This is a genomic window from Streptomyces capparidis, assembly GCF_054782095.1.
This window is the reverse complement of sequence record NZ_BAAGTD010000005.1, coordinates 122,378-141,952: the sequence shown is the minus strand read 5'-3', so window position 1 is coordinate 141,952 and position 19,575 is coordinate 122,378. Positions and strand designations below refer to the sequence as shown.

Here is a 19,575-nt window from a genome sequence, read left to right as displayed (position 1 = left end):
CGAAGGATCCCCATGCGAAAGCTCGTGTACCTCATCGCCTCCACCCTCGACGGCTTCATCGCCGGCCCGGACGGCTCCGACCCCACCGGCCCCGGCGGCTTCTGGGCACCCTCGGAGGACTACATCCAGCACCTGATCGCCGAATACCCCGAGACCCTGCCCGGCCCGGCCCGGGCCGCACTCGGCATCACCGCCGAGGGCACGCGCTTCGACACCGTCGTCGAAGGGCGCAAGAGCTATGAGATCGGCCTCGCGGTGGGCGTCACCGACGCCTACCCCCACCTGCGGCACCTGGTCTTCAGCCGGACGATGCGCGAATGCCCCGACCCCGGGGTCGAACTCGTCGCCGACGACCCGGTGGAGGCGGTGCGCAAGCTGAAGCGGGAGGACGGCAAGGACATCTGGCTGGTCGGCGGCGCCGGGCTCGCCGGGGCGCTGTACGGCGAGATCGACCGCATGATCGTGAAGCTGAGCCCGCTCACCATCGGCGCGGGAATACCGCTGTTCGCCACCACCACACCGTTCGCGCCCAGCGCCTGGAACCTCAGCGGGCACACCGTCCTGCCCAACGGGGCGGCCTTCCTCACCTACGACCGGCGCCCCGGCACGCCGGAGTCCTCCGCCGGGTAGCCGATCCACCGGCAGGCACCACCCGCCCCCGGGCGGCTCAGACCGGGGGCCCGGTGGCCGCCGTGCCGCCGTGCCGCCGCCCGAGGGTGCGCGCCGCGGTCAGTCCCGCGCCGCGTCCTCGGGGCCGGCCGGGTCGGTGCGGGCACCGGGGGCGCCGTCGCGGGTGTACTCGGCGAGGAGCGCGAACCCGTGGCGGTCGACCGATGCGGAGGTGGCGGAGAGGAGGACGACGCCGGTGCCGCTGTCGCGGTCGAGGCCGAGCCAGGACCTGAAGCCGCCGGTGCCGCCGTTGTGCCAGGTGATCGGCCGGTCCTTCGCCTGGATGGTGATCCACGCGGCCCCGATGCGGGCACCCGCGCCGAACCGGGCGACCGGGTCGAGCGCGGCGGTGCCCGGGGCGCTGCCGTCGAGCAGCGCCGCGGTGAAGCGGGCCATGCTGGTGATGGAGGCCCTGATGCCGCCCGCCGGCCCGACTCCCTCGCCGGTCCAGGGCTGCCGCGGCCGTCCGCGGCGGGTCCTGCCGGTGAGCGCCTTGGGGCGGAGCCGGTCGGCCGTCGCCGGGGCGTAGAAGCAGTCGAGCCCCAGAGGGCCGGCGACGCGCCGGTCGAGGAGCTCCGCGTAGGTGGTCGAGGCGGCGCCGGCGAGGGCGTGGCCGAGCAGTTCGAACCCGAGGTTGGAGTAGCGGGGCCGCGGCTCGCCCAGCGCGACCTGCCGGGCCTGGTCGAGTAGCTGTCGGAGGTCCTCGCCGTAGGGGTTGGTCCCGCGCAGCCACAGGGCGAGGGTGCGCCGCCAGGGCCGCGCGGACTCGGGCAGTCTGGGCAGGCCGGACGAATGGGTGCTCAGCGAAGCCAGCGTCACCCGCGCGGCGGGCGCCTCGCCCAGCGGCAGCAGCTCGCCCAGGGTGGTGCCGGGGCCTACCTCGCCTCGCGCGAGCGCGTCGGCGTACAGCAGCCCGGTGACGCCCTTGCTGATCGAGCCGATCTCGAAGTCGGCGTCGAGGTCGGCGCCGCGCCCGGCCACGGTCGTGCCCCGCGGCGAGACGACGGCCGCCGCGGCGACCGGGTGGCGCGGGCCCAGCAGCTCGCCGAGCCTGGCGGCGAGCCGCCCGTCGTCGTGGAGCGCGGCGGTCATGAGCGGCCGCCGAACAGGCCGCGGCCGCCGTGCTTCTTGTGGACCGCCTGCTTGGAGACGCCCATGGCCGCGGCGATCTGCGGCCAGGTGGCGCCGTTGTTGCGCGCGCGGCGCACCAGCACCGCCTCGATGCGCTCCGTCTCGGCGCGCAGCCGCGCCACCGCGCCCAGTCCCACCAGGGGGTCGTCGTCGGCCGTCGAGGCCGCGAGTCGGGTCAGTTGCTCCACGTCCATGCGTCAACCATAGTTGACCGGCCCTCCGGTTCGTCAACCAATGTTGACGACATCCGGCCGGACGGCGCCCCGCGGGGCTCAGGCCGCGCTCTGCGCGACCCGGATGGCGGCCGCCGTCGCGGACGGGTCGTAGTCCGCCGGGAGGCCGTCGATCAGCAGGACGTCGCCGTCCATGTGCCGGGTGCGCAGCGGCAGCAGCTCCCGGTAGGCGGGGGAGTCGTACCAGGCGCGGGCGTCGGCCATGGAGGGGAAGGCGATGATGACGAGCGCGGCGGGCCAGGCGCCCTCCCGGACCTCGCGCTCCGGGGCGCCGTGCACCAGGAACCGCCCGCCGTAGGGGTCCATGGTCTGCTGGATGCGCTCCATGTACACCAGGACCTCCTCGGGCAGACGGGACGGCGGGCGGAGGTTGCCGATGGCGTAGGCGGGCATGTGGGGACTCCTGTTCGTCGTTCGGCTGTTCGCCGTCCGGCCTCGGATCGGGGCCGCTTCCCCCGGGCTTCGCGCCCGGTGGCCTGTGGACGACCAGCCTGCCCGCCCGCGCGCTCCGCGGCCATTACCCGCCGGGTAAACGGGCGGTCCGGGGCCGCGGCACGGAGTTCGCCGAGTCGGTCGCCCGCGCGCCGAGGGCGGGCTGAGCGACTCCTGCCCGTGGCGGCCCGTCAGGCGCTGACCCGCGGCACGAGGGTGTCACGCTCCCTGCGTCACGCCTGTGACCTGCTCGGACAGTGTCACACCGCGGGGTGCTGCCAGGGAGCGTGACAGCGTGCGAACCACCATCTGTACGGACAAATGGTAACGGCTCGGGAGGCGGGGAGCCGGGGACACTCCGGGGCGGCGCGAGCCGCCGTCAGCCCTTGACCCCGCTGCGGGCCACACCCTCGACCACGTACCGCTGCGCGAAGGCGTACAGCAGCAGCACCGGCACGGCGGCGATCATGGCGCCCGCCATGAGGATGTCGTAGCGCACCGCGTTGGCGTTCTGGAGGGTGGCGAGGCCCGCGGGCAGGGTCAGGTTCTCACCGGAGAACAGGACGTAGATCGGCCACAGGAAGTCGTTCCAGTTGGTGAGGAACGCCAGCAGCGCCAGCGTGACCAGGGCGGGCCGGGCCAGCGGCAGCACGACCTGGAGGAAGGTCCGCAGCCGGCCGGCGCCGTCCAGCGCGGCGGCCTCCTCCAGCTCGCGCGGCAGCCCGAGGAAGAACTGCCGCATGTAGAACACGCCGAAGGCGCTCGCCGCCCCGGGGATGACGATCGCCGGGAGGCTGTCCAGCCAGTTCAGCTCGCTGACGATGACGTAGTTGGGCACGATGAGAATCACCGAGGGGACGAACAGGGTGGACACCACCACCGCGAAGACCGCGCGCCGCCCGGCGAAGCGCATACGGGCCAGCGGATAGGCGGCCATCGAGGCGGTGACCACGATCAGCAGCGCCTGCCCCGCCGCGGCGACGAGGCTGTTGGCGAACCAGCGCGCCACCTCGCCGCTGGAGGCCCTGTCCACCGCCTCGTAGCCGCCCGTGGTGGGGTGGTCCGGTATCCACTGCGGGGTGGGCGCGATCGCGTCGGCCTGCGTCTTGAACGACGTGACGGCCATGAACACCAGGGGCGCGGCGAACAGCACGGTGAGCACGACCAGGGTCGTGCAGCGGACCACGGCCGCGGGGGACGGGCGGCGGACGCGGGCCGCCGCGGCGGGGGAGGGGGCTGGGGAGGAGGCGGCCATGCCGATCACGACTTTCGGTTGCGGAAGGCGAGGAAGACCGCGGCGCTGAGCAGGCCGAGGCACACGGTGAGGGTGAAGCTCATCGCCGACGCCCGTCCGACGTCGAAGTTCTTCAGCCCGGTGTCGGCGATGTACACGATCGCGGTCCTGGTCTCGGTGCCCGGGGCGCCGCCGGTCAGCAGCAGCGACTGGCCGTACATGTTGGCCGAGGCGATCAGCGTGTTGACGGTGACGAACTGCGTCACCGGCCGCAGCCCCGGCAGGGTGACGTGGCGGAACCGCTGCCAGGGGCCGGCTCCGTCGATGCGGGCGGCCTCGTGGAGTTCGGCGGGGATGTCCTGGAGCCCGGCCAGGAAGATGGCGGCGTTGAAGCCGAGCGTCCACCAGACGGTGACGCCGACCAGGGAGAACCAGGCCGCCGGCACCGAGGTGGTCCAGGCGATGTCGTCGGGCAGGCCGAGCTCGCCGAGGTAGTGGTTGACGGCGCCGATGTTGCTGTCGAGCAGGTACCGCCAGCAGATGCTGACGACGACCACGCCGAGCACGTACGGCGCGAAGTACACCGCGCGGAAGAGGTTCCGGCCGCGGAACCTGCCGTTCATCACCAGCGCCACCGCCAGCGGCACCACGATGAGCAGCGGCACGCTCATGGCGGTGAAGACGCCGGTGGCGCGCATGCTGCGCCAGAAGTCGTCGCGGGTGACGGAGTCGCCGCTGAACAGCTCGGTGTAGTTGCGCAGCCCCGTCCAGGGGTGGCCGGGCAGGGTGAGGTCCCAGTCGTGCAGGCTCATCCACACGCCCAGGCCCACCGGCAGGAGCACGAAGACGCCGAACAGCAGCAGGTAGGGCGCCAGGAACAGGTAGGCGGCGGCCGTCTCGCGGCGAGCGGCGGCCCGCCGGGCGTGGGGAGCCGCCCGTCGGGCCGCCACGGCCGCTCCGTCCCGCGGGGAGGTCGCGGGGGAAGGCGGGAGGGGCATCGGGCGGTCAGCTCCCGAACTTCTCGCGGTTGTTCGCCAGCAACTGGTTCGCCGTGCGGGCGCCGTCGGCCAGCGCCCGCTTCGGGGTCTCCTGCCCGAGGACCGCCTTGGCGACGGCCGTGACATAGGACTGGGTGCCCACGTCGTCGATGCCCGGCACGGCGGGCAGGAAGCGGAAGGCGTCCAGCTTCGTGGCCACGGCCGCCTGCGGGCGGTCCCGGAAGGCGGCGCCGGCCCGGGCGGAGTTGCGGGCGGGGATCATGCCGGCGTCGGCCCATTCGGCGGAGTGCTGCCCGACCCAGTCGATAAAGGTCTTCGCCGCGGCGAGCTTGTCGTCGCCGGACCTGTTGTTCATCAGGACGAAGTTGTGCCCGTCGGCCCACACGGCCGGGGTGTCGCCGACGGTGGGCAGGAACCCCATGCGCCACTTCAGGTTCGCCGCCGTGGCCCGCAGGTCGTTGATCTGCCAGATGCCGTCCCAGATGACCGCGTTGCGGCCGGTCTTGAAGGCGTTGTACTGGGTGTCGAGCGCGACGTTCTTCGGGCTGTACCCCTTCTTGATCTGCTCGACCATCCAGGTGAGCGCGGCGACGCCGGCGTCGGAGTCGAAGGCGGCCCTCTCCGCGTCCGCGGTGAACGGCTCGCCGCCGTTCTGCCACAGCAGCGACAGGAAGACCATGTGCGCGGGCCACTGGTTGGGTATCCAGAACGGCTGCTTCGCGGGACCGTCCGCCAGCGCGGCCAGGGCCGCGTCGAAACCGGTCGAGGGGTCCTCGACCCCGGCCCGCCCCGCCAGGTCGGTGTTCCAGTAGGACGCCAGGCAGTGCACGTCGAGGGGGATGCCGTAGCGCCGGTCCTGGTACATCCCCGCCTGCCAGAGCGCCGGGATGAAGTCGGACTCGGCGAGCTTCAGCTCGCGGGCCACGTCGTCGAGGGGGAGGATGGCGCGGCGGGCGGCGAGCGTGGCCAGCCAGTGCTGGTGCGCTATGCCGACATCGGGGCCCTTGCCCACCGCCACCGCGGCGGGGACCTTCTTGTAGTAGTCGGCCCACTGCGTGGTGGTCATGGTGACCTTGATGTTGTCGTGCTCGGTGTTGAACCGGTCGACCAACTTCCTCATGTACGGGCCGTCGCCGCCGGTGAAGCCGTTCCAGAACGTGAGCGACACCTTGGGACCCGTGTAGGCGCCGGTGTACTCCTTGCCCGCCCTCGCGGGACCGTCGGCGGGACCGCCGCCGCCCCCGCCGCAGGCCGTGAGCAGGCCGCCGCCGACGGCGGCGCCGACCATGCCGAGGAACCGGCGGCGCGGCGGGGAGGAAACGGGAAGGCCGGGCGAAAGGTGCATGGGAAGCCCCTTGGAAGTCGCTTCGGGCTGAGGAGGACGGCCTGCGGTGCAACGCTCCGTCAACCGAGGGTGAACGGCGTGGCAGGCACTATTACAACGATGCATGCCGCTGTAAAGAGCTGTCACAGGGGGAGCGCCGGGGCCCCAAGCCGCCTCCTTCGCCCCTGTCGCGGTGAACGGACTGGTCGGAAGGGCGTCGCGGGGCAGGCTTTTACTCGTTCTTGGCCATCCGCGCTCACCTCGGCGGCCCCGGCCTGGCGCTTGTACGTGATCGCGTGTACAACGTTGTACGCACGGCTGGGCGCATCGACTCCAGCCCCCGCTGCCCGTCCCCGCCCGCCCCCGCCCGCCCCCGCCGCCCGCCGAGCAGGGCGACCTCTCCCCGAGGACCCGATGAGCGTCTCCCCCTTCGCCGACGTGCCCCGCCCCGAGTACCCGCGGCCCCAGTTCACCCGTCCCGACTGGCTGTGCCTCAACGGCACCTGGCAGTTCGAGATCGACCACGGCGACTCCGGTGTGGAGCGCGGGCTGCTCCACCGCGAACTGCGCTCACGCATCACCGTGCCGTTCTGCCCGGAGTCCGAACTGTCGGGCGTCGGGAACACCGACTTCATGGAGGCCGTCTGGTACCGCCGCACCGTGCACCTGCCCGAGCGGTGGGCCGGGCGGCGGATCCTGCTGCACTTCCAGGCCGTGGACCACGACGCCACCGTGTGGGTCAACGGCGTCGAGGTGGCCCGCCACAGGGGCGGCTTCACCCCGTTCAGCGCCGACATCTCCGACGCCGCCGCCCCCGGCGAGGAGGCCGTCGTCGTGGTGCGCGCCCGCGACACCCGCCACGCGGTGCAGGCCAGGGGCAAGCAGGCCGTCTGGTACGCCAACACCGACTGCAACTACACCCGCACCACGGGCATCTGGCAGACGGTGTGGCTGGAGCCGGTCCCTGAGGTCCGGCTGCGCCGTCCGCGCATCACCCCTGACCTGGCCGGCTCCTGCTTCCACCTGGAACTGCCGCTGTCCGCCAACCGTCGCGGACTGCGCGTGCGGGCCGTGCTCAGCGACGAGTCGGGCGAGCTGGACCGCGCCGAGACCCGGGCCGACCTGGACCTCACCCCCCGCCTGCGGCTCACCGTGCCCGCGGAGCGACTGCGGCCGTGGTGCCCGCAGGACCCGCACCTGTACGGGCTGCACCTGGAGCTGCTCGACGCGGACGGCGCGGTGGTGGACGCCGCCGGCAGCTACGCGGGTCTGCGCTCCGTCGCCATCGACGGCAAGGCGGTCCTGCTCAACGGCCGGGCGGTCTTCCAGCGCCTGGTGCTCGACCAGGGCTGGTACCCCGACGGCCTGATGACCGCCCCCAGCGACGAGGCCCTCGTCCGGGACATCACCCTGGCGATGCGCGCCGGCTTCAACGGCGCCCGCCTGCACCAGAAGGTCTTCGAGGAGCGCTTCCTCCACCACGCCGACCGCCTCGGCTACCTGGTGTGGGGCGAGTTCGGCGACTGGGGCTGCTCGGGCCAGGGGCCGGAGGGCGACAACCAGAGGCCCACCGCCTCCTACACCGCCCAGTGGCTGGAGGCCGTGGAACGGGACTACTCCCACCCGTCGATCATCGGCTGGTGCCCGCTGAACGAGACCCACCAGGTGCTGCACGACCGCATCACCCAGCTCGACGACGTCACCCGGGCGATGTTCCTCGCCACCAAGGCGGCCGACGGCACACGTCCGGTCATCGACGCCTCCGGGTACTCCCACCGCGTCCCCGAGACCGAGGTGTGGGACGCGCACAACTACGAGCAGGACCCCGCGGCCTTCGCCGAGCAGTTGTCCGGCCTGGCCGAGGGCCGGCCCTTCGCCAACCGGCGCGCGCCGGGCAAGCCCTTCTCCCTCCCCTACCGCGGCCAGCCCTACTTCATCAGCGAGTTCGGCGGCATCTGGTGGGACCCGGACGACACCGCCGCCACCGGCGCCGACAACACCTCCTCCTGGGGCTACGGCGCCCGCCCGCGCACCGAGGAGGAGCTGCACCGGCGGTTCGAGGGGCTGGTCGGGGTGCTGCTGGACGACCCCGGCATGTTCGGCTACTGCTACACCCAGCTCACCGACGTCTTCCAGGAGCACAACGGCATCTACCGCTTCGACCGCGCCGACAAGCTCGACGTGGACCGCGTCAGGGCGGCGCAGTCGCGCCCCGCCGCGATCGAGAGCCGGCGGGACCCGGACCGGTAGCGCACCGCCCGCCGGGCGGGCCCACCCGGCTCACCCCGCCCCGCCGCCGCTGCTCTCCCGCACGACCAGCCGGTGCCCGGCGTACCGCAGGGCGGGGCCGTCCTCCGCGGCGCCGTCCACCCGGCGCAGCAGCGTCTCCACCGCCAGCCCGGCCAGCTCGGCCTTGTCGGGCGCGACGGTGGTGAGGGAGGGCACCGAGTACCGGGCCAGCTCCACGTCGTCGAACCCGACCACCGCCAGATCCTCCGGCACCCGCAGCCCCCGGTGGGCCGCCGCGCGCACGGCCCCCAGCGCCAGCATGTCGTTGCAGCAGAACACGGCGTCGGGGGGCTCGGGCAGGTCGAGCAGCGCGCGCATCGCCGCGGCGCCGTCCGCCAGCCGGTACTCGGCGACCTCGGCGGTCAGCGACGGGTCGTAGGGCACCCCGGCCGCGTACAGGGCCTCCTGGTACCCGCGCACCCGCTGGTGGGCGGTGGCCGAGGCGGCGCCGCGCTGGGCACCGAGGACGGCCACCCGGCGGCGGCCCAGCGCCAGCAGATGGGCGGTGGCCTCCCGGGCGGCGGACACGTTGTCGATCAGCACATGGTCCACCGACAGGTGGTAGTCCCGCTCGCCGAGCAGCACCAGCGGCACCCGCCGGGGTCGGGCGGCCAGCGACGCCTGGTCCAGCCGCAGCGGGCTGAGCAGCACCCCGTCGATGAGCGACGCGCCCAGCCCGCAGGCGATCCGCTGCTCCTCCTCCGGGTCGCCGCCGGTGTCCTCGATGAGCACCGTGTAGGAGCGGGTCTTGGCGGCGGCGATCACCGCCGCGGCCAGCTCGGCGAAGTACGGGGCCGTCAGGTCCGGCACCGCCAGGGCCAGGATGCCGCTCCGCCCGGTCCGCAGATGCCGCGCCGAGGAGTGGGGCTGGTAGCCCAGCTCCGCGATGGAACGCAGCACCCGCTGCCGGGTGTCCTCGGACACGTGCTTGGCGCCGCGTACGACGTTGGAAACGGTCTTGATGGACACACCCGCGTGCTCGGCCACGTCCTTGAGGCGCACACCACCCATACGGCTCACCTCACCAACCCGGGACGGTTCAGCACTCCGTGCGACCCCCGTGTCCGCCTCCGCTGGCGCGCGGGAGACGAGAGGAGCAGCTTACAACGTTGTCACCGCACGGTGCGCGACGGCTCCCCCGCGCCGCCCGCGCCCGTCTCCGTCTCCGCTCCCGCTCCCGCCTGAGCGTACGGCTCAGCGGACGCGGTCGTAGACGAGGGCCAGTGTGCCGTGCTCGCCCGCAGTCTGGCCGACCAGCGTCCACCGCCCCGCGGGCAGGCCGTCGTCGAAGAGGCGCGGCCCGCCGCCGAGGAAGACCGGAAAGACCGTGAACGCCAGCCGGTCCACCTGGTCGGCGGCCAGCAGCGCCTTGATGACGCTGGCGCTGGAGAGCACGAGGATGTCGCCGCCCTCGGTCGCCCGGAGGTCCGCGACCACCTCCGCGGCCGGCCTGTCGGCGATCGTCGTCCGCTCCCACGGCGCCTCGCCGAGGGTGGAGGAGAGGACCACCTTGTCGGCGCCGACGAGCCACTTCGCGAAGCCCTCGTCGCGCGGGTCGGCGCCCTCCATGCCGATGACGGTGGGCCAGAACCCGAGGAACCCCTCGGCGTTGACCCGACCCAGCAGGGCCGTCGTCGCCGGCTCCCACAGGCGGGTCAGGTGGTCGCGGGCGACGTCGGTGACGGCGTACGGCATCACCCAGCCCATGTCCCGAGGGTTGTCCGGCGCGGCGTAGCGGCCGTCGAGGGAGAGGGCGATGTTGGTGACGACCCTGCGGCCGGTGGTCTGCTCGGTCACTTGGTGCTCCTTGTGTCGGTGTGGTGCGCGTTCTCGGCGAGGACCGCCGCGAGCTTGTCGAGGCTCTGGCCGAAGCCGATCTCGATGCCCGCGACGAAGTCCGCGGAGTCGATGGTGCTGTCGGTGATCCGGTACCGGACGTCCAGTTCGGTGCCGGTGTTGGTGTCGGTGCCGCTGTCGGTGGGCCGCAGGCACAGCTCGACGTGGGCGGTGAAGGCGGGGCCGCCGCCGGGGAGCAGCGGGGAGAGCCGGTAGGCGAGGCGCTCACCGGGGCGTACCTCCTCGACGACCCCCTCCGCGCGCCCGGCGACCGGTTCGCGGCCGTCGGCGTCCTCGGCGTCGCGGTACTCCTGGACGATCCGCCCGCCCGGCCGCGCCTCGAAGACCAGCTCGGAGACCCTGAGGTCCTCGGGCGTCCACCACCGGGCGAGCAGGGACGCCTCGGTCAGGTGCCGCCACACCAGCTCGGGGCGCCCCGCCAGCGACCGCCGGAACCCGAACGATCGGCCGTCGGCCCACCCCGGCTCCGCCGCGGCGAGCCGCTCCGCGCGGAGGCTGAGCCCGTAGCGGTCGAAGGTGGCGTGCGGGCCGCCGTCCCGATCCGCGGTGTCGGCGAGCCGGTCGAGCGCGGCGGCCAGCTCCCGCAGGGCGGCGGGCCGGAGCGCGTAGACGCGGCGTTGGCCCGTGCGCTGCGAGGTGACGACGCCGGCGCGCTCGAGGGTCTGCAAGTGCTTGGTCGTCTGCGGCTGCCGCGCCCCGGCGAGCTGCGCCAGGACGCCGACCGAGCGGGGCCGCTCGGCCAACAGGTTCACGAGCCGCCAGCGGGCCGGGTCGGCCAGTGCGGTGAGGAGTGCGTCCATGGGCAGAAGCATTCCTCACCACGAATATTCGTGTCAAGGAATATTTGGGCGGCCCGGCCCGGGGCCCTTCGCGGGCCGTCCGGTGGGCGCTGCCGGGTACCGAGCCGTTGACAAAGGCGTTACCCGGTAGAAACCTGTCACCGAGCTGCAAAAGATTGACGAGATCGCTCAACTTTTGGATCGCGAGCGGTTCGAGCTTCATCAGGGCATCTCCGATGCCCGGTCATCGCGTCATCGTCCACCGGTGCACACGACCCATCAGCCCCACCACCCCCTCACACCCTCCTGCGTGCCGAGGGCGGCGGGTGGCGGGGGCGGCGCCGGGTGCCCAGGAAGGGAACGAGAGGTGCTCATGAGAGGGAGACATCGCGGCTGGCGGCTGCTCGCCGGCCTGGTGGCCGCGGGACTGCTCGCGGTCGCGCCGCTGCCCGCGGCGGCGGCCGAGGCGGCCGAGGACGCCGCGGAAGGGCCGAACCTGGCCCTCGGCAGGCCGGTGACGGCCAGCGGGGCGCACGGGTCCTACCCGGCGGCCAACGTCACCGACGGCAGCCAGGCGTCCTACTGGGAAGGCCCCCCGGGCTCGTTCCCGCAGTGGGTGCAGATCGACCTCGGCGGCAGGGTGAGCCTCGACGAGGTGCTGCTCAAGCTCCCCGCCTCCTGGGAGCCGCGCACCGAGACGGTCAGCGTGCAGGGCAGCACCGACGGCCGGGACTTCACCACCCTGTCCTCGGGCGGGCGGAGCTTCTCCCCGTCGTCCGGCAACACCGTGGCGGTCGACGTCGCGGCCGAGGCCCGGTACGTGCGGGTGCAGGTGAGCGCCAACACGGGCTGGAACGCCGCCCAGCTCTCCGAGGTGGAGGTCCGCGGGGAGGACGGGACCGTGCCGCCGACGGGCACCAACCTGGCGCTGCGCAAGCCGATCGAGGCGTCGTCCACCACCCAGGACTACGTCGCGGCCAACGCCAACGACGGCAGCACCGCCACCTACTGGGAGGCGAGCGGCCAGCCGTCGACGCTCACCGTGCGGCTCGGCGCCGACGCCGACCTCAGCGGCGTGGTCGTCAAGCTGAACCCCGACCCGGCCTGGGGCACCCGCACCCAGAGCATCCAGGTGCTGGGCCGGCAGGCGGGAGCGTCCGGCTTCACCTCGCTGAAGGACCGGGCCGACCACACCTTCAGCCCGTCGGGCAACGCCAACACGGTGACCATCCCGGTCTCCGGCCGGTACGCGGACGTGCGCCTGCAATTCTTCGGCAACACCGGCGCCGGCGGGGGACAGGTCGCCGAGCTCCAGGTCGTCGGCACGGCCGCGCCCGCCCCCGACCTCACCGTCACCGAGCTGGCCTGGTCCCCGGCGTCACCCAGCGAGGCGGACCCGGTCACCGTCGAGGCGACGGTCCGCAACGGCGGCACCGCCGCCGCGCCCGCGACCACCGTCGACGTCAGCCTCGAAGGCACCGTGGCCGGCAGCGCCCCCGTCGGCGCCCTCGCCCCGGGCGCGTCGGCGAAGGTGCCGGTCACGGTCGGCAAGCGGGCCATGGGCAGCTACACAGTCTCCGCCGTCGTCGACCCGACCGACACCGTCGCCGAACTCGACAACAGCAACAACAGCCGCAACGCCGCCGCGAAGCTGGTCGTCGGGCAGGCCCCCGGCCCCGACCTGGCGGTCACCGGCATCACCAGCAACCCGTCCGCGCCCGCGGTCGGCGCCAAGGTCACCTTCACCGTCGCCGTGCACAACCGGGGCACCAGCGCGGTGCCCGCCGGATCCGTCACCCGGCTCACGGTCGGCGGTACCACCCTCGACGGCGCCACGGGCGGCATCCTCGCCGGCGGCTCGGCCACCGTGGCCGTCAGCGGCGAGTGGACCGCCACCGGCGGCTCGTCCGCGCTCACCGCGACGGCCGACGCCACCGCCGTCGTCGCCGAGACCAACGAGGACAACAACACCTTCGCCCGCTCCCTGGTCGTCGGCCGCGGCGCGGCCGTGCCGTACGTCGAGTACGAGGCGGAGGACGGCCGCCACAACGGCACCCTGCTGAAGGCGGACGCCAAGCGCACCTTCGGCCACACCAACTTCGCCACCGAGTCCTCCGGCCGCCAGTCGGTGCGCCTGGACGCCACCGGGCAGTACGTGGAGATCACCTCCACCACCCCGGCGAACTCGATCGTCGTGCGCAACTCGATCCCGGACGCGGCGGCGGGCGGCGGCCGCGAGGCCACCATCAGCCTCTACGCCGACGGCCGGTTCGTGCGCAAGCTGACCCTGTCGTCCAAGCACAGTTGGCTCTACGGCACCACCGACGACCCGGAGGGACTGACCAACCGGCCCGGCGGCGACGCCCGGCGGCTGTTCGACGAGTCCCACGCGCTGCTCACCCAGACCTACCCGGTGGGCACGAAGTTCCGTCTGCAACGCGACGCCGGTGACGACGCCGCCTTCCACATCATCGACCTGATCGACCTGGAGCAGGTCGCGCCACCGGCCGCCAAGCCCGACCAGTGCGCCTCCATCACCGCCTACGGGGCCGTCCCCAACGACGGCATCGACGACGCGGACGCCATCCAGCGCGCCGTCACGGCCGACCAGAAGGGCGAGATCCCCTGCGTGTGGATCCCCGCGGGCCAGTGGCGCCAGGAGAAGAAGATCCTCACCGACGACCCGCTCGACCGGGGCCAGTACAACCAGGTGGGCATCCGGGACGTCACCATCCGCGGCGCCGGCATGTGGCACTCCCAGTTGTACGCGCTCACCCCGCCCCACCAGGCCGGCGGCATCAACCACCCGCACGAGGGCAACTTCGGCTTCGACATCGACGACAACACCCGGATCTCCGACATCGCCGTCTTCGGCTCCGGCACCATCCGGGGCGGCGACGGCAACGCGGAGGGCGGCGTCGCCCTCAACGGCCGCTTCGGCAAGGACACCAAGATCACCAACGTGTGGATCGAGCACGCCAACGTCGGCGCCTGGGTCGGCCGCGACCACGCCAACATCCCCGAGCTGTGGGGTCCCGGCGACCGGGTCGAGTTCACCGGCGTGCGCATCCGCAACACCTACGCCGACGGCGTCAACTTCGCCAACGGCACACGCAACTCGACCGTCCACAACTCCTCCTTCCGCAACACCGGCGACGACGCGCTCGCGGTGTGGGCCAGCAAGTACGTGAAGGACACCTCGGTGGACATCGGCCACGACAACCACTTCACCAACAACACGATCCAGTTGCCCTGGCGCGCCAACGGCGTCGCGATCTACGGCGGGTACGGCAACACGATCGAGAACAACCTGATCTCCGACACCATGAACTACCCGGGGATCATGCTGGCCACCGACCACGACCCGCTGCCCTTCTCCGGCCAGACCCTCATCGCCAACAACGCCCTGCACCGCACGGGCGGCGCCTTCTGGGGCGAGGCGCAGGAGTTCGGCGCGATCACCCTGTTCGCACAGGGCCAGGACATCCCCGGCGTCACGATCCGTGACACGGAGATCCGCGACTCGACCTACGACGGCATCCAGTTCAAGACGGGCGGCGGCGCCATGCCCGGCGTCCAGATCAGGAACGTGACCATCGACAAGTCGAACAACGGGTCCGGGATCCTCGCCATGGCCGGGGCGCGCGGCAGCGCCACCCTGACCGGTGTCACCATCATCGGTTCCGCCCAGGGCGACATCGTGGTCGAACCGGGCTCGCAGTTCGTGATCAACCGCTCCGCGACGCTGGCTTCGGCCCCGGACCCGGCCCCACGGGCCCGGCAGACGCCGCGCGACTGACCGCGCCCCCCGCGGTGCGCCGGCCACCGGACGAGCCGTATCGCGGCTGAAAAGCGTAGCGCAAGCCTTTGCATGGCTTGCGCTACGCTTGCGCGCATGACGCGACGACTTGCTCAGGTGGCGATGAAGGCCGGGGTCAGCGAGGCCACGGTCAGCCGGGTCCTCAACGGCAAGCCGGGAGTGTCGGAGGCGACCCGGCAGTCGGTGCTGACCGCGTTGGACGTGCTGGGCTACGAGCGGCCGACGCAACTGCGGGGCGAGCGGGCGCGGCTGGTGGGCCTGGTGCTGCCGGAGCTCCAGAACCCGATCTTCCCGGCGTTCGCCGAGGTGATCGGCGGCGCGCTGGCGCAGCAGGGGCTGACGCCGGTGCTGTGCACGCAGACGAAGGGGGGCGTGTCGGAGGCGGACTACGTGGAACTGCTGCTCCAGCAGCAGGTCTCCGGCGTCGTCTTCGCGGGAGGGCTGTTCGCGCAGGCGGACGCGCCGCACGGGCACTACCGGCGGCTCGCGGAGCGCCGCGTTCCCGTGGTGCTGGTGAACGCGGCGATCGAGGGGCTCGACTTCCCCTGCGTGTCCTGCGACGACGCGGTGGCGGTCGAGCAGTCCTGGCGGCACCTGGTGTCGCTGGGGCACGAGCGGATCGGGCTGGTGCTCGGGCCCGCGGACCACATCCCGTCCCGGCGCAGGCTGAGTGCCGCCGCGTGGCCCGCGGGCGGCTCGCCGGCCGGCGGGTTCGTGGAGCGGTCGATGTTCTCCCTGGAGGGCGGCCGGGCGGCGGCGGGGCGGCTGCTGGACCGGGGGGTGACGGGGATCGTGTGCGCCAGCGACCCCCTGGCGCTGGGGGCGGTGCGGGCCGCGCGCCGGCGGGGCCTGAGGGTGCCGGAGGACGTGTCGGTGGTGGGGTACGACGACTCCGCGTTCATGACCTGCACCGAGCCGCCGCTGACCACGGTCCGCCAGCCGATCGAGGCCATGGGCCGGGCGGCGGTGGAGCTGCTGGCGACCCGGATCCAGGGCGGCGACGTGCCCCACAGCGAGCTGCTGTTCGAACCCGAACTCGTCGTCCGCGCGTCCACGGCGCAGGCGCCAGGCCCGCGGGCCGCGACGGCCTGACCGGGAGCGGGCCCGGACCCCCGCACCGGGCCCCCTACCGGACCCGCGGACCGGGCCGGAGCCGACCGTCCCGCCGCGCCGGGACGGCACCGCTTCCGGGCGACGTCATCCTGCCGCACCCCCGCGTGTCCTCGTCGAACGCGACTCTGTCGAGCAATTACGAAATCAGCGCGAGATATTGCGTTCACTTGTTGGCGGTGGTTGAGTGAGCGGCGCCCCGCAACGCATCGGCGGCGGGGCGCCTTCCACGTTCATGCCCGAAGGGGTCCACCCATGAGAAGTGCTCGGTTGTGCCGTGCCCGCGGTGCCGGCGCCATGACCCTCGTCTGCGCCCTCACGCTCACCGCGCTGGCCGCCTGCGGTACGAGCAGCAGCGACGGCGACGACTCCGGATCCAGGAGCGGCGGCTCCGCGGACCCCGCCGCGCCCCTCGATCCGAAGACCAAGGTCACGATCACCATCGACTGCATGCCCTCGGCGGCGAAGGCGGCCGAGCTCAGGGAGTGGAAGGAGGACGTCAAGGAGTTCAACAGGACCTATCCCCACGTCACCATCGAGGGCCGCTCCACCCCGGGCCAGTGCCTGGAGCCGCCGCGCTTCACGGCCATGCTGAAGGCCAAGTCGCAGCCCGACGTCTTCTACACCTACTTCACCGACCTGCCGCAGGTGCTCGACCACGACGGAGCGGAGGACATCACCGCGTACGTCAACGACAGGACCGTGCCGCTGCTGAAGGACATCGACCCGAACGTCCTCTCCTCGCTCAAGCACGACGGCAGGCTCTACGGCCTGCCCACCAGCAACTACACCATGGGCCTGCTGATCAACCGCAAGCTGTTCGAACGGGCCGGCCTGGACCCCGACACACCCCCGCGGACCTGGGCCGAGGTCCGCGCCGCGGCCAAGAGGATCGCCGGCCTCGGCGAGGGCATCGCCGGCTTCGGCGAGTACAGCGCGGGCAACACCGGCGGGTGGCACTTCACCGCGCAGATGTACAGCGTCGGCGGTGACGTCGTCGACACCAGCGGCAGGAAGGCGGCGTTCAACGACGACCTGGGCCGGCGGATCGTGGACAACCTGCACGCCATGCGCTGGCAGGACGACAGCATGGGGAAGACCCAGCTTCTGAAGTGGGGCGACCTGCAAAAGCAGATCGCCACCGACAAGCTCGGCATGTTCCTCGCGGCGCCCGACGACATCGCGTACATGGTCCAGCAGCTCGGCGCCGAGTACGAGAACTTCGGCATGGGGCCGATCCCGGGCGGGCGGAACACCCTGGCCGGGGGCAACGGCTACATGATCAAGAAGGGCATCTCGCCCGACAAGGTCAAGGCCGCGATCGCCTGGCTCAACTTCAAGAACCTCACCGTCGGCAAGGGCCAGTTCGACTGGGCGCGCACCAAGGCCGACGGACTGCCGGTCGGCATCCCGCAGCCCAACTTCTGGCAGAACGGGTCCAAGACCGAGGACGACGCCGCCCGGGTCGAGCACGCGACCATGCCGGTCGAGAACTTCAAGGCGTTCACGGACAATCCCGTCCCCGGCAAGGCCGAGCCGCCGAAGGCGCAGGAGGTCTACAAGGTCCTGGACAACCTGATGTCCGGTGTCCTCACCAACGAGGACGCGGACCCGGACAAGCTGCTCTCCACCGCGGAGAAGCAGGTCAACCAGGTCCTCTCCAGGCAGTGACCGGGCCCGGGGACGGGGGCGGGCACCGGCGCCCGCCCCCGTGCCAGGAGCCCCCGCCCGGCCACGGGCACGGACCACCGCCTGCCGCCCCGCCGGCAGCGGGTGCGCAACCGGCACACCAGCACCGAGGAGCAACGATGTCGGCCCCCGGCCTGACGCAGAGCAAGGCGGGCGCCCCCCGCCGCACCCCGCCCCGCGCGGCGGGGCCCGTGCCGCCCGGCGGCCGTTTCGGCAGGAGCCTGCGACGCAACCTCACCGCCCACGGCTTCCTCATCGGCGCGGTGCTGTGCTTCGCGTTCTTCTCCTGGTACCCGATGGTCCGCCAGTTCCTGCTGGCCTTCCAGCGGACCGAGGGAGGCGAGACCACATGGGTGGGGCTGGACAACTTCGCCACCGTGTTCAACGACCCGGCGTTCTGGCAGGCGTGGCGCAACACCGTGCTGTTCACCCTCCTGGCGCTGGTCCTCGGCTTCGCCGTGCCGTTCCTGGCCGCCGTGGTGATCAACGAGTTCCGGCACGGCAAGGGCTACCTCAGGCTGCTCGTCTACCTGCCGGTGATGCTGCCGCCCGTCGCCTCGGTCCTGCTGTTCAAGTACCTGTACGACCCCGGCTACGGCCTGTTCAACGAGTTGTTCGGCCTCCTCGGACTGCCGGCGCAGCAGTGGCTCCAGGACCCGGACACCGCGATGCTCTCGGTCGTCATCGCCTCGACCTGGATGAACATGGGCGGCGCGACCCTCATCTACCTCGCGGCGCTCCAGGGCATCCCCGGCGAGCTGTACGAGGCGGCCGAGCTGGACGGGGCCGGCGTGCTCCGCAGGGTCTGGCACGTGACCATCCCGCAGACGCGCTTCGTGCTGTCGCTCATGCTGCTGATGCAGATCATCGCCACCATGCAGGTCTTCGTCGAACCGTTCCTGCTGACGGGCGGCGCGGGACCGGAAGGCTCGACCACGACCGTCGTCTACCTCATCTACCAGTACGCCTTCAACTTCAACGACTACGGTGCCGCGGCGGCCCTCGGCCTGCTCCTGCTCGTGCTGCTCGCCGGGTTCTCGGCGGCGTACGTCAGGCTCAGCCGCGCCGAGAACGAGTAGGACCGGGAGCCCAGCATGTCCACACGCACGCTCATATCGCCGGCCCGGCTCGCCAGGCCCCGCGGCAGGGCCGTCCACCGGGTGGCCTTCGCCCTCGTCGTGGGAGCCTTCACCCTCGCCTTCCTCGGCCCCCTGTACTGGCTGGTCTCCAGCGGCTTCAAGGACACCCAGGAGGTCGTGCAGACCCCGCCGACCCTGGCGCCCGGATCGTTCGAGCCGGGCAACCACACCAGGGCGTGGGAGGTCATGGACCTGGGCGGGCTGCTGTTCAACACCCTGTACTACGCCTTCGGCGCCCTGGCCTTCCAGCTCGTCCTCGACGTGGCCGCGGCCTACTCGCTGTCCAAGCTCCGCCCGGTGTTCGGCAAGGCGATCCTCGGCATGATGCTGGCCACCCTGATGATCCCCGCGACCGTGCTCGTCGTGCCGCAGTACCTGACGGTGCTGGACGTGCCGATCGTCGAGCGCAACCTGCTCAACTCGCCCTGGGCCATCTGGCTGCCCTCGGTGACCAATGCCTTCAACATCTTCCTGCTGAAGCGCTTCTTCGACTCGATACCCAAGGAGCTGCTGGACGCGGCGTCCATGGACGGCGCGAGCCCGCTGCGCACCCTCCGGTCGATCGTCCTGCCCATCTCCCGGCCGATCCTCGGCGTGGTGTCCATCTTCGCGATCGTCGGCGTGTGGAAGGACTTCCTGTGGCCGATGCTCACCCTGCCCGACCCGGCCAAGCAGACCCTCAACGTCGGCATCTACTCGCTGTCCAACGGCGTCCCGGTGAACGTGCTGATCGCCGCGCTCACCATCGCGTCGCTGCCCACCGTGCTGATCTTTCTGATCTTCCAGCGCAACATCATGAGCGGCCTCACCGCGGGCGGACTCAAGGGCTGAGCCGCCCGGCCGCGCCCCGCCCGCCGCATCCCCCCAAGCC

At 72.3% G+C, this 19,575-nt stretch carries 16 protein-coding genes; 7 read left to right on the top strand and 9 right to left on the bottom strand.

All coding sequences use genetic code 11. The features are described 5' to 3' along the window. Nucleotides 1-12: 12 nt before the first annotated feature. Nucleotides 13-630 carry a dihydrofolate reductase family protein gene (locus ACYVO2_RS06685; RefSeq protein ID WP_461006662.1) on the top strand — a complete coding sequence of 206 codons (618 nt, stop codon included), beginning with the start codon at nt 13-15 and terminating at the stop codon, nt 628-630. A 99-nt stretch (nt 631-729) separates the two neighbouring features. On the opposite strand, the gene ACYVO2_RS06680 is transcribed toward ACYVO2_RS06685, so the two are convergent. From ACYVO2_RS06680 to ACYVO2_RS06655, 6 genes are all read right to left on the bottom strand, one after another. Further along, the gene (locus ACYVO2_RS06680; RefSeq protein WP_461006661.1) at nt 730-1,761 is read right to left on the bottom strand and encodes a serine hydrolase domain-containing protein; all 1,032 of its coding nucleotides are present in this window, start codon (nt 1,759-1,761) and stop codon (nt 730-732) included. Next, nucleotides 1,758-1,994 carry a helix-turn-helix domain-containing protein gene (locus tag ACYVO2_RS06675; protein ID WP_461006660.1) on the bottom strand — a complete coding sequence of 79 codons (237 nt, stop codon included), beginning with the start codon at nt 1,992-1,994 and terminating at the stop codon, nt 1,758-1,760. Before ACYVO2_RS06675 ends, ACYVO2_RS06680 begins: the two co-directional genes overlap by 4 nt. Nucleotides 1,995-2,072: 78 nt before the next feature. Next, on the bottom strand, nt 2,073-2,426 hold the full coding sequence (locus ACYVO2_RS06670; RefSeq protein ID WP_461006659.1) for a DUF1330 domain-containing protein: 354 nt from the start codon (nt 2,424-2,426) through the stop codon (nt 2,073-2,075). 418 nt (nt 2,427-2,844) lie between these two features. Then, complete coding sequence (locus ACYVO2_RS06665) at nt 2,845-3,720, bottom strand: carbohydrate ABC transporter permease (RefSeq protein WP_461006658.1); 876 nt, start codon at nt 3,718-3,720, stop codon at nt 2,845-2,847. A 5-nt stretch (nt 3,721-3,725) separates the two neighbouring features. Beyond that, complete coding sequence (locus ACYVO2_RS06660) at nt 3,726-4,649, bottom strand: carbohydrate ABC transporter permease (RefSeq protein ID WP_461006657.1); 924 nt, start codon at nt 4,647-4,649, stop codon at nt 3,726-3,728. Nucleotides 4,650-4,704: 55 nt separating this feature from the next. Continuing rightward, entirely contained in the window at nt 4,705-6,042 is a 1,338-nt protein-coding gene (locus ACYVO2_RS06655) for an ABC transporter substrate-binding protein (RefSeq protein WP_461006656.1), read from the bottom strand. A 393-nt stretch (nt 6,043-6,435) separates the two neighbouring features. On the opposite strand from ACYVO2_RS06655, the gene ACYVO2_RS06650 reads away from it, so the two are divergent. Beyond that, nucleotides 6,436-8,271, top strand: coding sequence for a glycoside hydrolase family 2 protein (locus ACYVO2_RS06650; RefSeq protein ID WP_461006655.1), 1,836 nt, complete (start codon nt 6,436-6,438; stop codon nt 8,269-8,271). A 30-nt stretch (nt 8,272-8,301) separates the two neighbouring features. Here ACYVO2_RS06650 and ACYVO2_RS06645 read toward each other — a convergent pair whose 3' ends face one another. From ACYVO2_RS06645 to ACYVO2_RS06635, 3 genes are all read right to left on the bottom strand, one after another. Continuing rightward, nucleotides 8,302-9,321: a LacI family DNA-binding transcriptional regulator gene (locus ACYVO2_RS06645; protein WP_461006654.1), complete on the bottom strand. Its 1,020-nt coding sequence runs from the start codon at nt 9,319-9,321 to the stop codon at nt 8,302-8,304. 183 nt (nt 9,322-9,504) lie between these two features. Beyond that, the gene (locus ACYVO2_RS06640; RefSeq protein WP_461006653.1) at nt 9,505-10,107 is read right to left on the bottom strand and encodes a dihydrofolate reductase family protein; all 603 of its coding nucleotides are present in this window, start codon (nt 10,105-10,107) and stop codon (nt 9,505-9,507) included. After that, a complete protein-coding gene (locus ACYVO2_RS06635) occupies nt 10,104-10,967 on the bottom strand; it encodes a metalloregulator ArsR/SmtB family transcription factor (protein WP_461006652.1) in 864 nt (287 codons plus the stop codon). Before ACYVO2_RS06635 ends, ACYVO2_RS06640 begins: the two co-directional genes overlap by 4 nt. A gap of 352 nt (nt 10,968-11,319) precedes the next feature. Between ACYVO2_RS06635 and ACYVO2_RS06630 the strand changes: the two genes are divergently transcribed. From ACYVO2_RS06630 to ACYVO2_RS06610, 5 genes are all read left to right on the top strand, one after another. Beyond that, nucleotides 11,320-14,745 carry a CARDB domain-containing protein gene (locus ACYVO2_RS06630; protein ID WP_461006651.1) on the top strand — a complete coding sequence of 1,142 codons (3,426 nt, stop codon included), beginning with the start codon at nt 11,320-11,322 and terminating at the stop codon, nt 14,743-14,745. A gap of 96 nt (nt 14,746-14,841) precedes the next feature. Next, nucleotides 14,842-15,858, top strand: coding sequence for a LacI family DNA-binding transcriptional regulator (locus ACYVO2_RS06625; protein ID WP_461006650.1), 1,017 nt, complete (start codon nt 14,842-14,844; stop codon nt 15,856-15,858). 273 nt (nt 15,859-16,131) lie between these two features. Next, complete coding sequence (locus tag ACYVO2_RS06620; protein WP_461006649.1) at nt 16,132-17,547, top strand: extracellular solute-binding protein; 1,416 nt, start codon at nt 16,132-16,134, stop codon at nt 17,545-17,547. A gap of 137 nt (nt 17,548-17,684) precedes the next feature. Continuing rightward, nucleotides 17,685-18,644, top strand: a complete 960-nt coding sequence (locus ACYVO2_RS06615; RefSeq protein ID WP_461006648.1) for a carbohydrate ABC transporter permease — start codon at nt 17,685-17,687, stop codon at nt 18,642-18,644. A gap of 15 nt (nt 18,645-18,659) precedes the next feature. Then, entirely contained in the window at nt 18,660-19,535 is an 876-nt protein-coding gene (locus tag ACYVO2_RS06610) for a carbohydrate ABC transporter permease (protein ID WP_461006647.1), read from the top strand. Nucleotides 19,536-19,575 lie beyond the last annotated feature (40 nt).

Excerpts from the sequence above, each read along its gene's own strand:
- ACYVO2_RS06685 (WP_461006662.1), top strand. The coding sequence starts at position 13 with ATGCGAAAGCTCGTGTACCTCATCGCCTCCACCCTCGACGGCTTCATC.
- ACYVO2_RS06680 (WP_461006661.1), bottom strand. The coding sequence starts at position 1,761 with ATGACCGCCGCGCTCCACGACGACGGGCGGCTCGCCGCCAGGCTCGGC.
- ACYVO2_RS06675 (WP_461006660.1), bottom strand. The coding sequence starts at position 1,994 with ATGGACGTGGAGCAACTGACCCGACTCGCGGCCTCGACGGCCGACGAC.
- ACYVO2_RS06670 (WP_461006659.1), bottom strand. The coding sequence starts at position 2,426 with ATGCCCGCCTACGCCATCGGCAACCTCCGCCCGCCGTCCCGTCTGCCC.
- ACYVO2_RS06665 (WP_461006658.1), bottom strand. The coding sequence starts at position 3,720 with ATGGCCGCCTCCTCCCCAGCCCCCTCCCCCGCCGCGGCGGCCCGCGTC.
- ACYVO2_RS06655 (WP_461006656.1), bottom strand. The coding sequence starts at position 6,042 with ATGCACCTTTCGCCCGGCCTTCCCGTTTCCTCCCCGCCGCGCCGCCGG.
- ACYVO2_RS06650 (WP_461006655.1), top strand. The coding sequence starts at position 6,436 with ATGAGCGTCTCCCCCTTCGCCGACGTGCCCCGCCCCGAGTACCCGCGG.
- ACYVO2_RS06645 (WP_461006654.1), bottom strand. The coding sequence starts at position 9,321 with ATGGGTGGTGTGCGCCTCAAGGACGTGGCCGAGCACGCGGGTGTGTCC.
- ACYVO2_RS06635 (WP_461006652.1), bottom strand. The coding sequence starts at position 10,967 with ATGGACGCACTCCTCACCGCACTGGCCGACCCGGCCCGCTGGCGGCTC.
- ACYVO2_RS06630 (WP_461006651.1), top strand. The coding sequence starts at position 11,320 with ATGAGAGGGAGACATCGCGGCTGGCGGCTGCTCGCCGGCCTGGTGGCC.
- ACYVO2_RS06625 (WP_461006650.1), top strand. The coding sequence starts at position 14,842 with ATGACGCGACGACTTGCTCAGGTGGCGATGAAGGCCGGGGTCAGCGAG.
- ACYVO2_RS06620 (WP_461006649.1), top strand. The coding sequence starts at position 16,132 with ATGAGAAGTGCTCGGTTGTGCCGTGCCCGCGGTGCCGGCGCCATGACC.
- ACYVO2_RS06615 (WP_461006648.1), top strand. The coding sequence starts at position 17,685 with ATGTCGGCCCCCGGCCTGACGCAGAGCAAGGCGGGCGCCCCCCGCCGC.
- ACYVO2_RS06610 (WP_461006647.1), top strand. The coding sequence starts at position 18,660 with ATGTCCACACGCACGCTCATATCGCCGGCCCGGCTCGCCAGGCCCCGC.